The 12,950-nt window shown below is 69.8% G+C and carries 12 protein-coding genes and 1 tRNA gene; 6 read left to right on the forward strand and 7 right to left on the reverse strand.

Annotated features, from left to right (window positions below):
- The first annotated feature begins 168 nt into the window (after positions 1-168).
- Positions 169-366: a helix-turn-helix domain-containing protein gene (locus ACFWI9_RS03105; protein ID WP_387158689.1), complete on the forward strand. Its 198-nt coding sequence runs from the start codon at positions 169-171 to the stop codon at positions 364-366.
- Positions 366-1,511: a tyrosine-type recombinase/integrase gene (locus ACFWI9_RS03110; RefSeq protein WP_387158691.1), complete on the forward strand. Its 1,146-nt coding sequence runs from the start codon at positions 366-368 to the stop codon at positions 1,509-1,511. The genes ACFWI9_RS03105 and ACFWI9_RS03110 overlap by 1 nt, the downstream gene beginning before the upstream one ends.
- A gap of 64 nt (positions 1,512-1,575) precedes the next feature.
- Here the strand turns inward: ACFWI9_RS03110 and ACFWI9_RS03115 are convergent.
- A tRNA-Val gene (locus ACFWI9_RS03115) sits at positions 1,576-1,650 on the reverse strand.
- 295 nt (positions 1,651-1,945) lie between these two features.
- On the opposite strand from ACFWI9_RS03115, the gene ACFWI9_RS03120 reads away from it, so the two are divergent.
- The 3 genes from ACFWI9_RS03120 to ACFWI9_RS03130 all read left to right on the forward strand — a co-directional run bounded on the left by ACFWI9_RS03120 (position 1,946) and on the right by ACFWI9_RS03130 (position 4,220).
- Positions 1,946-3,325 (forward strand): hypothetical protein, encoded by a 1,380-nt coding sequence (locus tag ACFWI9_RS03120; RefSeq protein WP_387158693.1) that lies wholly within the window; start codon positions 1,946-1,948, stop codon positions 3,323-3,325.
- 87 nt (positions 3,326-3,412) lie between these two features.
- Positions 3,413-3,985: a DUF4383 domain-containing protein gene (locus ACFWI9_RS03125; protein ID WP_387158695.1), complete on the forward strand. Its 573-nt coding sequence runs from the start codon at positions 3,413-3,415 to the stop codon at positions 3,983-3,985.
- A gap of 10 nt (positions 3,986-3,995) precedes the next feature.
- Positions 3,996-4,220 (forward strand): zinc ribbon domain-containing protein, encoded by a 225-nt coding sequence (locus tag ACFWI9_RS03130; protein WP_387158697.1) that lies wholly within the window; start codon positions 3,996-3,998, stop codon positions 4,218-4,220.
- A gap of 43 nt (positions 4,221-4,263) precedes the next feature.
- Here ACFWI9_RS03130 and ACFWI9_RS03135 read toward each other — a convergent pair whose 3' ends face one another.
- Genes ACFWI9_RS03135 through ACFWI9_RS03145 form a run of 3 tightly spaced genes read right to left on the reverse strand, consistent with a single transcriptional unit; the run spans position 4,264 to position 8,980 of the window.
- Positions 4,264-5,181, reverse strand: coding sequence for an HAD family hydrolase (locus tag ACFWI9_RS03135; protein WP_387158712.1), 918 nt, complete (start codon positions 5,179-5,181; stop codon positions 4,264-4,266).
- Positions 5,182-5,207: 26 nt separating this feature from the next.
- Entirely contained in the window at positions 5,208-7,778 is a 2,571-nt protein-coding gene (locus ACFWI9_RS03140; RefSeq protein ID WP_387158714.1) for a phosphoribosyltransferase, read from the reverse strand.
- Between the two features lie 32 nt (positions 7,779-7,810).
- Positions 7,811-8,980 (reverse strand): HpcH/HpaI aldolase/citrate lyase family protein, encoded by a 1,170-nt coding sequence (locus ACFWI9_RS03145; protein WP_387158698.1) that lies wholly within the window; start codon positions 8,978-8,980, stop codon positions 7,811-7,813.
- Positions 8,981-9,232: 252 nt separating this feature from the next.
- Between ACFWI9_RS03145 and ACFWI9_RS03150 the strand changes: the two genes are divergently transcribed.
- On the forward strand, positions 9,233-10,150 hold the full coding sequence (locus tag ACFWI9_RS03150; protein WP_387158699.1) for a TerD family protein: 918 nt from the start codon (positions 9,233-9,235) through the stop codon (positions 10,148-10,150).
- 13 nt (positions 10,151-10,163) lie between these two features.
- Here the strand turns inward: ACFWI9_RS03150 and ACFWI9_RS03155 are convergent, their stop codons facing one another.
- The 3 genes from ACFWI9_RS03155 to ACFWI9_RS03165 form a co-directional block, all read right to left on the reverse strand.
- A complete protein-coding gene (locus ACFWI9_RS03155; RefSeq protein ID WP_387158701.1) occupies positions 10,164-10,904 on the reverse strand; it encodes a Tellurium resistance in 741 nt (246 codons plus the stop codon).
- Between the two features lie 167 nt (positions 10,905-11,071).
- Positions 11,072-12,193 (reverse strand): DUF475 domain-containing protein, encoded by a 1,122-nt coding sequence (locus tag ACFWI9_RS03160; RefSeq protein ID WP_387158702.1) that lies wholly within the window; start codon positions 12,191-12,193, stop codon positions 11,072-11,074.
- 62 nt (positions 12,194-12,255) lie between these two features.
- Positions 12,256-12,831 carry a TerD family protein gene (locus ACFWI9_RS03165; RefSeq protein ID WP_387158704.1) on the reverse strand — a complete coding sequence of 192 codons (576 nt, stop codon included), beginning with the start codon at positions 12,829-12,831 and terminating at the stop codon, positions 12,256-12,258.
- Between the last annotated feature and the right edge of the window lie 119 nt (positions 12,832-12,950).

The following is a 12,950-nucleotide window of genomic DNA, read 5'->3' on the forward strand; positions in this document are numbered from 1 at the left end:
CCCCCCCCCGGGCCCCCCCCCCCCCGGGGGGCGCCCACCTATCCGCAACAAGACCAGCATCCGCCACAGATTCAAGCCGCTGACCAGCAATGTTGCGGCGTGGCGGACGTTGCGGATCCCCCAGAAGGGGCCGCGTGGCCCCGTGCTGAGCCCAGGAGGCATGTCCGCATGAGCTCCGCCCTGCCCACGTCGCATCAGGCGCTCACTGTTCCCGAAGTCATGGCGGCCCTACGCATGAGCCGCTTCAAGGTCTACGACCTCATCCGTTCTCGTCAGCTCAAGAGCATCAAGGTCGGCCGGTGCCGCCGCGTGCCCGCCGACTCGCTCCGGGCCTTTATCGATGACCAGTTGGAGGATGCTGCCTGATGGCACGCAAGAGGAATCCGAACGGCGCTGGCAGCATCTGGCAGCGCAAGGACGGACGCTACGAAGCCCGCGTCTATGTCCCCCAACCTGACGGCACCCGCAAGCGCAAGACCGTCTACGGCGCCACCTGGGAAGAGTGCGACACCAAGCGCCAAGAGTTGGTGCGACGCGACCGCCAGGGCATCCCGACGCCCACCCGCTCCTCCAAGCTCTCCGAGTGGCTCCCCTTCTGGCTGGACGAGCACGTCCGCAAGGAGCGGAAGAAGTCGACGTACGCAAAGTACGAGACACACGTCCGCCGCTACTTGGTGCCCGCCATCGGTTCCAAGCGGCTGGAGACTCTGGGCGTCGCGGATGTGCGTCGCATGCTTGCCACCGTGACCGACCAGGCGTCGGCTGCCACTGCCAAAGAGTCCCACCGTGTACTGCGCAGCGCGCTCTCCGCGGCATGCCGGGACGAGCTGATCACCAGAAACGTCGTCCAGCTTGTCCCCGCTCCGCGCGTCCAGCAGCGGGAGCTCCGCCCGTGGGACCTCGAGCAGACCCTGACCTTTCTGGAGGCGGCCCGCACCGATCCGCTTTACACCGCGTTCGTTCTGGCCGTGGCACTGGGACTGCGGCGCGGGGAGATCCTGGGTCTGCGCTGGACGGACATCGATGTGGAGCGGCGAACGCTGACCGTACGGAATCAGCTCCAGCGGGTGCAGAGGGAGTTGTACGCGGATACGACGAAGAACCGCCGCAGCCGTGCAATCCCTATCCCGCAGATGTGCGTGGCACCACTGCGGTGGCAGCGGCTCCGACAGGGCGAACAGCGGACCGCGGCGGGGAGCACCTGGGAGCGCAGCGACTACGTGTTCACGACCCGCACGGGCCGGCCGGTCGAGCCGCGGAACCTCAGCCGGTCGTTCGAGCGGGTTTCTGAGGGGGCTGGCCTGCCGCGTATCCGGCTGCACGACACCCGGCACGGCTGCGCGACCCTACTCTTCGCAGCCGGGGTGGCGCCGCGGGTGGTCATGGAGATTCTGGGGCACTCGCAGATCGCTGTGACGATGAACATCTACACCCACGTCTCGGACGAGGGTAGGCGTGAGGCGATGGGCCATATGGACCGATTGCTGCGTCGCCGGCGCGCCCGGGACTGAGCGACTGCCGTCAATCTCTACCGTCAAAAGCCCCCGCAGCAGGTCCGCTACGGGGGCTTTGGGCTGGTGGGCGCGGACGGTTTCGAACCGCCGACATCTGCTTTGTAAGAGCAGCGCTCTACCCCTGAGCTACGCACCCGGAATGAGGCAACAGCGTACATGGCCCACGGGTGGATCCCGCAAACCGGATCCGGCACCGGGCGATGGGACGGGGAATGCGACAACGGCCGCAGGCGTACAAGGTGAACGCGGCGGCGGGCAGGGGACGCCTCGGGGGGGATGTGCGGTGGGACGGTCGGAGGCCGCACGTGATCAGCGCGAAGTGCGACGACGGTGAGATTTCCGTACGAGCGGCGAACTGATGGGCCCGTGTGTTCGTCCATAGCTGGTGGAAGAATTGAACCGGCAGGGCGGACACGGCACGGGAGCGGGATGTGAGGGCGACACACACGCGGGCGTACGCCGGAGCCAAGGCCCGCGCGGGTGTCGCGCGCGATGTGCTGGGGCTGGTGCTGTGGCCTGTTCCGTTGCTGCTCATGGCCGCCGCCGCGCTGCCCGTGTCGCTCTCCGGGGGCGGTACGCGCCGCTGGTTCGGGGGGCGCGCGGAGAGTCAGCGGGCCGAGGCCCAGGCGGCGAAGGACGACGCCGCCGCCGCGTTCTACGAGCTGGATACGGCCCAGCGTGATCTGCGGATCTCGATCGAGACGATCACGGCCGTGGACAGTTCGCCGGAAGCCCGACGGGTCGCTGCGGAGTTCGCCGAGCTGGGGCGCCGGATCGACGAGGTCAGCCATGGGTACATCACGGCGGTCGACGCGCACGATCTGGACCGGGACGATCTCGACGCCTCCGTAGCGGCCCGTGCACGTGGTGAGCTGACCAGGGCCAAGGACGAGCTGGTAGGGGTCAAGGGAGACCTGGACCGGTTCGCGCAGGGGCTCGGGCCGCTGCTCGGCACGGCGGAGACGCAGCTGGCCAGGCTCGCGCCCGCCGTGGAGCGGGCCAGGCAGGCTCTGCTGGGCGCGAGCGACGCGCTCGACGCCGTACGGGGCTCCGGGCTGCGGGCGGACGATCTCGCCGCCCGGCTCGCCGCGCTGGCGCCCGAGCTGACGAAGCTGAACGAGGGAGCCGGTCGGCACGGGGTGACGGATACGTTGCAGCGCGCCGACCGGGTCGTACGGGACGCGGAGGCGGTGCGCGGCGAGGCGGAACGGCTGCCAGAGCGGGCCGCCGAGATCGACAAACGCCTGGTGTCGCTGCGCACCAGGGCGCAGGCGCTGACCACGCGCGCGAGCGGTGTCGAACCCGTCCTCAGCGAGCTGCGCCGCCGCTACAGCGCCGCCTGCTGGCAGGACCTCCAGCCGGTGCCCGTACAAGCCGCCGAGCATGTGCGGCTGGCCGAGGAGAAGCTCACGGAGGCCGCCAAGGCGCGCACCGAGCAGCGCTGGCCGGACGCGACTGCCCTGCTCGGGACCGTACGGGCGCTGCTGAACAGCACGGATGAGGCCGTGTCGGCGGCGGGCGACCGGCTGCGCCGGCTGGACGCGGTCGCGAAGGACCCGAAGCAGGAGATCGAGCGCACCCGGTTCACGATCCGCGACGCTCAGCGGCTCGCGATGCAGGGGCGCGCCACGCCCGATCCGCGCCACGCCCGGCCGCTGGACGAGTCCGTGGCACGGCTGGACCGGGCCGTTGCCGGTCTCGAAGGGCGTCATCCCGACTACTGGCACTTCCTGGTGGAGACGGAAGCCGTGCGGGAGAGCGTCGCCCACGTGGTGGAACGGATCCGCGGGGATCGCAGCACCGGGTCCTGACCGGTCGGGCTGATTTGTCGGGCCAAGGGTGCGGGCGGATGCTGTAGGGAGCATGGAGGAACGTACGTACGGCCGAAGGGGGCCGATATGGCATCCACTCACGTACAGGGGACCTCGCAGCACAAGGGCGGCATCCGCGTCGTGCTGGACGAGCATCTGCCCGTCGACCACCGCCTGAGCAAGGTCTACCGGATCGGCGCCGGGGTCATGGGACTGATCCTGGTGGCCTTCGGGATCCTGGGCCTGACCCACAACATCGGCTTCTTCGACATCGGCGACTCGACCGTCGCCGGTCTCAACACCAACGGCGCGTTGAGTGTGCTGTCCATCCTGGTCGGACTGCTGCTCTTCGCCGGCATGGTCATCGGGGGGAACTTCGCCTCCACGCTGAACATGGTGCTCGGCATCCTGTTCATCCTGAACGGCTTCATCGGCCTGGGGATGCTGGACACCGAGATCAACTTCCTGAACTTCAAGATCCAGAACGTGATCTTCAGCTTTGTCGTCGGGATCATGCTGATGTGGTTCGGTATGTACGGCAGGGTCGGCAGCGCCCTCCCGCACGACAATCCGTACTGGAAGGCCCGCCACCCCGACGAGGCGGCGGCGGAGGAGCGGCTGCGCAGCGAACGGCGGGGAGCGGGCGCGGGCGGCGGCTAATCTGTGGGGCATGCCCCGTTACGAGTACCGCTGCCGCACCTGCGACGACACCTTCGAGCTGAGCAGGCCCATGGCCGAGTCCGGCGACCCGGCGGCCTGCCCGGCCGGGCACGGCGACACCGTCAAGCTGCTGTCCGCCGTCGCCGTGGGCGGCAGTGCAGGCGCCGCCGCCCCGGCCGCCTCCAGTGGGGGCGGGGGTGGCGGCGGCTGCTGCGGTGGAGGCTGCTGCGGCTGACCCGCCGCCGCCCGGCCCGCCGACGTCGCCTCAAGTCGCCCGGCTAAGTCGTCACGGGCGTGTCGGCCGTACCCGGTGCCGGGCCGGGCGCCGGTACGGTCGCCGCCATGCGCGACGGCATCGTCGGCGACGGCCGCGCCGCCAAGGCCGTCAGCCGGCGCAGGATCTCCTCGCCCGCCATGACGCCCGACTGCGGGACCGCCGTGACCTGCGCCGCCGTCCAGCCCGTTTCGGCGAGTTCCCCGTGGGACGGGCGGAAGGCGTGGTCCGCGGCCAGCAGCAGATCGGCGTCGAGCAGCGAGTCACCGGCGGCCAGCACCGTCTCGGCACCGGTGCGCCGCACCAGTTCGCGGACCGCCGCGCTCTTGGTGAGCGGTTTCGGCACCGCGTAGATCTTGCGCCCCTGGAGGGAGACCGTCCAGCCCCTCGGCTCCGCCCACGCGGCCAGCTCTTCGGTCCAGCCGTCCGGGAGCAGCCCGCGTTCGACCACGAGGTACACGAAGAGCTTCTCGGCGACCCGCTCCTTCAGCACCCACGCGGGGTCGGCCGTCGCCCGGAGATGCCGGCGGACCTCGTCCAGGGGGGCGCACTCGCCCGCGATCCGGGTCGTGACCGTGCGCTGCCAGTCGGGGTCGGAGACACCGTCCACCAGCAGATGCCCGCCGTTGGCACAGATCGCGTACTTGGGCGCGGGTCCCGGGAGGCGGATACGTCCGTACTGCTCACGGGTGCGCGTGGTCGTCGGGACGAACACCGCGCTGCGTGCGAGTGCGGTGAGCAGGCCCGCCGCCGTCTCGGTGACATACGACAGGGGTTTGTGCTTGTGGGTCTCCAGGCACAGCAGACGGGGTGCCTCGGGGTCCGGCATGGTGAGGTGGAGCGCCGCCGCGGAGTAGATCAGCGTACGGTCGAGGTCACTGGCGATCAGGCAGTTCGCGTTCAGGTCCGTGTTCACGTTCATGTTCACGTTCAGGTCGGCGTCGGCACTCACTGAGCAGCCACCGCCTTGCCGTCGACACCGGTGGCTCCCCGGGTGAACCGCGGATGTATGAGCCCCACGCAGCTGTACGGCAGGTCGTCCGCCTCCTCGACCGGTACCCCGCGCTGTTCGGCCAGCAGGCGTACATGGTCGAGGTCCGCGCCCGCACCCCGCTTGGCCAGGATCTTCCAGGGCACCCGGCGCAGCAGCACCCGGGTGGTCTCGCCGACTCCCGGCTTGACCAGGTTGACGTCGTGGATGCCGTACTCCTCGCTGATCCGCTCCACGGCAGCCCAGCCCGCCCAGGTGGGCGCCCGGTCCGCCGCCAGCAGCTCCTTGGCCTCGGCGTCCACCGTGTCGGCGACCTCGTCGAAGCGGGCCGAGACGGTGTCCAGGAAGTAACCGGAGACATCGGCCCCGGCCAGCTCGCGGTAGTACTTCGCGCCGTGGAAGTCGTTCGGCCCGACCAGATCGGCGCGCAGGACCGTACGGGAGACCAGTCCGGACACCGTGGAGTTCAGGCAGGCGGACGGGATGAGGAAGTCCTCGCGGGTGCCGTAGGTGCGGACGCAGCCACCCGGGTCGGCGAGCACGGCGATATCCGGGTCGAACCCGCTGAACTCGCTGATCGCGGCGGCCAGCTCGCGGGTGATGGCGCCCTTGCCGGTCCAGCCGTCCACGAAGACGACATCGGCCGGGTCGTGGTGGGCGGCGAGCCAGCGCAGCGCGTTGGCGTCGATACCGCGACCGCGCACGATCGACACGGCGTAGTGCGGCAGGTCCAGACCGTGGCGGCGCTGCGCCCAGCGGCGCATCAGCACGCCCACGGGGGTGCCGGCGCGGGCCAGCGAGACCAGCACCGGGCGCGGTGATCTCTCCGCGATCACCGTCTCGGTGACCGTGCCGACGGCGCGGGCGATCCGGGCGGCGGACATGTCCAGGGCGGTGCGGAAGAGCCGCTGGTAGTCGACGCTGGGCTGGTACTCGACCGGCAGCGACTCGGCGTAGTGGGCACCGCCGCTCTGTATCGCCTCCTCGCGCTCCTCGGTGGGGGCCTCGAGCTCGGCGTCCGAGAGGTCCTGGAGCAGCCAGCCGACCTCTTCGGGGGCGTAGGAGGAGAAGGCGGGGCCGCGCAGGGGCTCGGGGAGCATGGGTTCCTTTCCGGGGGTCCGGCTTCCGGGGGTGAGGGGGGCAGAGGGGACGTGACTGGGGACGACGGCGAGAACGACCCGGGGTATGTGGGCCGAGAGCTGCGCCAGCAGCCCGTCCGGGGCGTGCAGCCCCGGGGTGTCGGCGGCCGAGTCGACCACGGCCACGACCGCGTCGAAGCCGCCACCGGCCACGTTGTACGCGTACCGCTCACCGGGGCCGTCGGCCGGTTCGTCGTGGGCGGGGAAGACCAGCCGGCTGCGTATCGCGTAGCCGGGGTCGTCCAGGGCGAGCACCGGGGAGCGGGTGGTGGTCGAGTAGCGCACCTCGCCGCCGCCGCGCTTCTCCAGGGCCTGGGCCAGCCTCAGGGGCGCGTACATCAGCTCCTCGCAGCCGAGGACCAGCACCCTGCCCCGCGAGGCGGCGGGGCCGAGCGCGTCGGCGATACGGGCGGCCATGGCGGGCAGCGCGGGCTCAAGCGCGGCCCGGTGTGCCTGGGTGAAACCGTGCCGACCGCCGTCGGGCACCGCCGCGGGCCAGCCGAGGTCCACCCGGGTGCACGGACGACTCGGCACGCGGACCGCCGCCGGGTCGTACGGCGCCGGCTGGTACGCGTCCGGGTCGTACGACACCGGGTGGTAGGGGTCCGGGGCGTACGCCGCCGGCTCGTTGCCCGCGGACTCGTACTCGGCGACCAGCGCCTGGCCCCGCTCCAGCACGTCGTCCGGCAGCCTCACCGTGCCCTTGGCCATGGCCACCACATCGATCCGGGCTCCCACCCGGGCCCCGAAGTCCTCCAGCCGCCGGGTGTCCGCCGCCGAGCGCATATCCACCAGGGCGACCACCACATACCGCGTACGGGGATGGCGTTCGTGCAGGTCGCCGATGGTGTTGAGGACCGTGTTACCGGTGGAGAACTCATCGTCGACCAGGACGAGGGGCCCTGCACCCGCGAGCAGGGCGGGGTCCTCCGGCAGCAGCAGATGGGAGGTGGCGTGGGAGTGGGACTCCTCGAAACCGCCCGCCCTGGCCACACCCGCGACAGGACGCCGCGTGGAGTGCAGATAGGGCGCGAGTGCGAGGCCGTCCGCGACCGCGTGGCCGAGGCCGGTCGCGGTCTCCGCGTACCCGAGCACCAGGGAACGCGCGGCCTCCTCGTCGCCGAGCAGCTCGCGCACCCGCGCACCGAGCGCGTACCCGTGCCCGTACACGATGGCCGGGCTCTGCGGCACATGCTTGCCGAGCACCTGCGAGACCAGCAGATGCGCCCGCTTGGGATTGCGCCGCAGGGCCAATCCCAGCACGTCCCTGAGCCCGTCGTCGCCGACGAGCTCGACTCCTAGCCGCTGGGCGACCCAGCTACCCGACCACACCACTGCCGTACCGCTCTCCTCTGCCGGTCCTTCTGCCTCAGTCGGCTCTTTCTCCATCATCAGCCACTGCCGCCACACGGCACCCGGCATCAGCCGGCCAGCCCGGCGGTGAGCAGCTCGACGAAACCGACGTCCTCCCGGGCGACACCGAACGCCTCCGCGCGCTGGAGGGTGCGCTCGGCCCAGGCCCGGTGCGGCTTCACCTCGTTCATCTTGTTCGTATACGCCGAACGCAGTACTCCTCCACCTCCCCGCTCCGGGCGAAGGATGTCCTGCGCGTCGCTGAACTCCTCATGACTGACGACCGACAACGCGTGGACGGGAAGCACATGGGAGGGGTGGATGCAGGTCTTGCCGAGGAGCCCGTTGGCGCGGTCCAGCTCGATCTCCCGGAGCAGCCCGTCGAGGTCGTGCTCGATCAGGGTGGTGCGGAGCTCCTCGGCCCGCACTTCCTGGAAGGGGCTGCGGCGCAGCTGGGGCTTGAACATGCGCTCCTGGCGGGGGAAGTACTCCCACACCGGACCGGTGATGGTGAATCCGGTGCCGTCGGAGCGGCCCAGCACGTTGACCACGTCCGCGATGACATGCGCGACGATCTTGACGTCGTAGGCGGTCATATCGGGCGAGCGGCGCAAGCCGTAAGCGGAGCAGAAGTCGGTGACACCGAGGCGCAGGGCCAGGATGCGGTCCCGGTACTTGTCCACGGTACGGGCGACTCCGGCCAGGGTCTCCGCCCTGGTCTCCAGGTGCAGCAGCTCGGGTGACTCCAGCACCGGCATGGCGTAGAACTGCCGGCCGCCCGTGGACCCGGACCCGGCACCGCTGAGGGCGTCCAGGAAGGCCCCGCCGCGCTCCTCGGTGAATTTCGGCAGCACGAATCCGGACAGCAGCCGGGCTGTGTCGCCGAGGCGCCGGACGAGGTCGGGGATCTGGCCCGGCTCACGGACCCGGATGAAAAGCAGCGGCACGTCGGTGCCGCGGGCCGCGAGCTCGGCGAACTGCCGGACGAGGTTCTCCTCGGCACTCGGCACGTCGGCGTCGCCGATGGAGTCCTCCAGGCACAGCACCATGGAGACCACACCGCGCGCGCTCTGCTTGAGGATGTCGTCCGCGAGCCGGGGCCGGGTCGCGGGGCTGTACAGCGTGGCCCCGAGCGCGACCGAGAGCAGCCTCGCCGGAGCGTCGGCTCCGAATTCGGACGGCTCCTTGTAGAACAGTTCCTTCCGCACAGTAGCCGGGATGTGCCCGAAATGACGCATATGTCTCCCCCCGTACTGCCGTTGCGGCCTCATCAGGTGATCGGCCGGTAATAGTACGTAGGTGCAAGTGTCATGAAGCCCCGCGCACATGAAATCGAGGTAAACCAGGCAGCCCGGTCCGGCTCACCCAGCAGACTCCCGCCTATCCTCGACTCGTCCGTCCCGACTCAGAATGCCCGCGTAACGGCGTGCCCATGCCCGTACCCGCCCCGGCGTTGTCCGCGCGGGGGGCGGGAAGGCAGGATTACGGTCATGACGCACGCGATGTTGAAGGGCTCGAACGTACCGCTCGCGGCGACGGCTGTACGGGCCGTGCTGCGCTGGTCGCCCGGCCCAGGGGTGCCCGATGTGGACGCGTCGGCCCTGCTGCTCGGCCCCGACGGCCGGGTGCGTGCCGACGAGGACTTCGTCTTCTACAACCAGCCCCGGCACCCTTCCGGACTGGTGCGGCTGATGCCGAAGAAGCGGGCGGCGGACGGGCTGACCGACACGGTCCAGGCCGACATCGGCGCGCTCGACCCGTCGGTGGACCAGGTCGTACTGGCCGCCTCGTCGGACGGCGGCAGCTTCGCCGGGGTGCGCGACCTGCGGATCGCCCTGTACGACGCGGCGCAGGCCGACGGCGGACCACTGGCGGTGTTCGACGTCAGGGCGGAGACCGGCGAGGAGACCGCGATCATCTGCGGTGAGCTCTACCGGCGTGGGGACGGCTGGAAGTTCCGCGCGGTCGGGCAGGGCTATCCGACCGGACTGATCGGGCTGGCGACGGCCTTCGGTATCTCGGTGGACGAGACTCCCGCCCCGGAGGCCCCGGAGGCCCCGGCGCCCCACCCCGAGCCGTCCTCGTCCTCCGTACCGCCCCAGCAGAGCACGGGGGACCAGAACGCCACCCGGGCGATGAGCACGCCGCCGCCGATGCCCACGACGGCCCCCACGTACGGCTATCCGCAGCAGCCGCCATCGACCCAGCCGGCTTATGGCTACCCCCAGCCGGTCCCCGCCGCGCAGGGGCCCGCGTACGGCTATCCGCAGCAGTCCGACCCCTCGGCTCCGGCACAACCCGCGTCGGCGCAGCCCGGCTATGGCTATCCCCAGCCTGCCTCGGCGACGGCACCGGCGCCCGACCCGGACTTCAGGCTGCCCCCGATGGGCCCGCAGTTCATCCGGTAGTGGACCGGGGCTTTCAGGTCTTGGTCTTGTAGCCCCGGCCCCACTGGAGGCCCCAGCCGTACAGCCGGTCGAGCTCCGCCTGGAAGCCGTAGACAAACTTGACCTCACGGCGGACGATCAGCTCGCCCTTCACGTTCTCCAGCGAGAACACCGCGCAGGAGCGCGCCTGCGGGGCGCGCTCATCAAGCTCGATCTCGACCCGCGGCCCGTTGCCCGGGTACAGCGTGACCTTGGCGTGTGTGCGGTCGAAAGCCGGGGTCTGGTCGTAGATGTAGACGAAGAACAGCAGACGCTTGATGTCCTCGCGATGGTCGAGGTTCACGAAGAGCGTCTCGCCCGACGGCGCGCCGAACCGGTCGTCGCCGCTGAGCCTGACGTACGGGGGCTCGTTCAGGCTGCCGAAGAAGCCACCGAGCGGCTGCACCACGCCCTTGCTGCCGTCCGCGAGCTCGTAGAGGCAGCCGAGGTCGAGGTCCACGTTGACCACACCCTGGGTGTGTGCCTGGACCACCTCAGGCTGGAACAGCTTGAACGGGTGACGCAGCAGGCGCCCGCTCTGCCTCGAACGGCCCTCGATATCCGAGGTGCGCATCCGCCAGGACAGGTTCACCCGGAGATTTCCGGTGATGGCGCCCTGCTTGCTGAGGGAGACCTGCGGATGCCTCCGGGTCAGCTGGATGGAGTTGGTCGCGGCACTCCCCGAGTCGAACTGCGCCGCCGCACCACCCCGCCACCATCCGTCCAAGAGCCCCATGCCCCACCCCTGACTGTCGCCTGTACATAAGCCACCGGGGCGGCCCGGAGGCTTCCACCTCCTGGCCGCCCCGCTGAGAGCGTTCCTCATTCCCGGGGACGTCACACTTCCGTGCGCGGAACTCGCGCGCACGGAACTTCCCTTGCGCGGGCGGCCCCGGACAGGACCTAGACCGCCGGCTCCTTCACCTTGGCCTCCTCGGCCGCCAGCGCCCTGTTGCGCATCACGGAGGAGAGGAAGGACGCCGCGATCAGCACCACACCGATCAGTCCGGTGATGATCTCGCTGATCTGGTGCTGGATGGTGACGAGCAGGATCACAGCAAGGGCGCCGATGGCGTAGTGCGCGCCGTGCTCCAGGTAGACGTAGTCGTCAAGGGTGCCCTGGCGGACCAGGTAGACCGTGAGGGACCGGACGTACATGGCGCCGATACCGAGGCCCAGGGCCATCCAGAAGATGTGGTTGGTGATGGCGAAGGCGCCGATGACACCGTCGAACGAGAACGACGCGTCCAGCACCTCCAGGTAGAGGAACAGGAAGAAGGCGGCCTTGCCCGCCAGACCGACGGCGGACACCTGCTTGCCCTCGGCCTTCGCCTTCTCCTCCTCCTCGTGCTCGCGCTCCTCCTCTTCTTCGAGCTTGTCCTCGAAGTAGCCGGAGAGGCCGCCCACGATCAGGTACGTGATCAGACCCGCTACACCGGCGAGCAGCACGGTGGCGGACTTGTCCGCGTAGCCGGTGCTCGTGTGGGCGTGGGTCGCGAAGGTCATCGCGGTGACCAGCAGGGCGATCAGGGCGATACAGACCGACAGCATGTCGACCTTGCCGAGCTTGGCCAGCGGGCGCTCGAGCCAGCCGAGCCACTTGATCTCCCGCTCCTCGAAGATGAAGTCGAGGAAGATCATCAGCAGGAACATGCCACCGAAGGCGGCGATCGCCGGGTGGGCGTCGGTGACCAGCGCCTCGTACTTCTCGGGTTCGTCGAGGGCGAGGTTGACGGCCTCGATGGGGCCGACTTTGGCGCTGATGGCGACGATGGCGACAGGGAAGACCAGCCGCATACCGAAGACCGCGACGAGAATGCCGATGGTGAGGAAGATCTTCTGCCAGAAGGCATTCATCTTCTTCAGGATCCCGGCGTTGACGACCGCGTTGTCGAAAGACAGGGAGATTTCGAGGATCGACAGGATCAGGACGATCCCGAACGCCTCCCACCCCCACTGCCAGGCGGCGAATGCGAGGCCGAGCGCCGTGATGGCGAACGACCAGCCGAAAGTTCTCAGGACCACTGACTATCCCATCGGTTTGTACGGACCCCGCGAGAACGCTCTCCCCCGCGCCGCGCCCGGCTTTACGAAACGTTGACCCCGAAGTCTAGAGCGATGCCCCGAAGCCCCGACGCGTACCCCTGCCCCACCGCACGGAACTTCCACTCACCCCCGTACCGGTAGAGCTCGCCGAAGATCATCGCGGTCTCGGACGAGGCGTCCTCGCTCAGGTCGTAGCGGGCCAGCTCCTCGCCGTCCGCCTGGTTCACCACGCGGATGAAGGCATTGCTGACCTGGCCGAAGGTCTGGCCGCGGTTGTCCGCGTCATGGATGGAGACAGGGAAGACGATCTTGTCGCAGTGGGCGGGCACCTGGGAGAGGTCCACGGTCAGCGACTCGTCGTCGCCGTCACCTTCACCGGTGAGGTTGTCACCGGTGTGTGTGACCGAACCCTCCGGGCTTCTCAGATTGTTGTAGAAGACGAACCACTCGTCTCCGAGCACGCGGCCCGACTGGCAGAGCAGCGCGCTGGCGTCGAGGTCGAACGGCGCTCCGGTGGTGGAGCGTGCGTCCCAGCCGAGTCCGACCAGGACCTGGGTGAGGTTGGGTGCGGCTTTGGAGAGGGAGACGTTGCCTCCCTTGGCGAGCGTGACGCCCATGGTGTGAGTCCTCCCCTTGATATGCGGTTTTGCAGGCGCGGGAGGGTGCGCGGGGGGGGCGCCTGCGGGGGGGGGGCGGGCCGGCGACACGCTCGGCGTGGGTCGCTGAAGAAGTATAT

The sequence above is a fragment of the Streptomyces sp. NPDC127084 genome, from assembly GCF_042724175.1.
In the GTDB taxonomy this organism is placed as follows: domain Bacteria; phylum Actinomycetota; class Actinomycetes; order Streptomycetales; family Streptomycetaceae; genus Streptomyces.

Coding starts and splice junctions, on each gene's coding strand:
- ACFWI9_RS03105 (WP_387158689.1), top strand. CDS start 169: ATGAGCTCCGCCCTGCCCACGTCGCATCAGGCGCTCACTGTTCCCGAA.
- ACFWI9_RS03110 (WP_387158691.1), top strand. CDS start 366: ATGGCACGCAAGAGGAATCCGAACGGCGCTGGCAGCATCTGGCAGCGC.
- ACFWI9_RS03125 (WP_387158695.1), top strand. CDS start 3,413: ATGGCATCCACTCACGTACAGGGGACCTCGCAGCACAAGGGCGGCATC.
- ACFWI9_RS03130 (WP_387158697.1), top strand. CDS start 3,996: ATGCCCCGTTACGAGTACCGCTGCCGCACCTGCGACGACACCTTCGAG.
- ACFWI9_RS03135 (WP_387158712.1), bottom strand. CDS start 5,181: ATGAACGTGAACACGGACCTGAACGCGAACTGCCTGATCGCCAGTGAC.
- ACFWI9_RS03140 (WP_387158714.1), bottom strand. CDS start 7,778: ATGGAGAAAGAGCCGACTGAGGCAGAAGGACCGGCAGAGGAGAGCGGT.
- ACFWI9_RS03145 (WP_387158698.1), bottom strand. CDS start 8,980: ATGCGTCATTTCGGGCACATCCCGGCTACTGTGCGGAAGGAACTGTTC.
- ACFWI9_RS03150 (WP_387158699.1), top strand. CDS start 9,233: ATGACGCACGCGATGTTGAAGGGCTCGAACGTACCGCTCGCGGCGACG.
- ACFWI9_RS03155 (WP_387158701.1), bottom strand. CDS start 10,904: ATGGGGCTCTTGGACGGATGGTGGCGGGGTGGTGCGGCGGCGCAGTTC.
- ACFWI9_RS03165 (WP_387158704.1), bottom strand. CDS start 12,831: ATGGGCGTCACGCTCGCCAAGGGAGGCAACGTCTCCCTCTCCAAAGCC.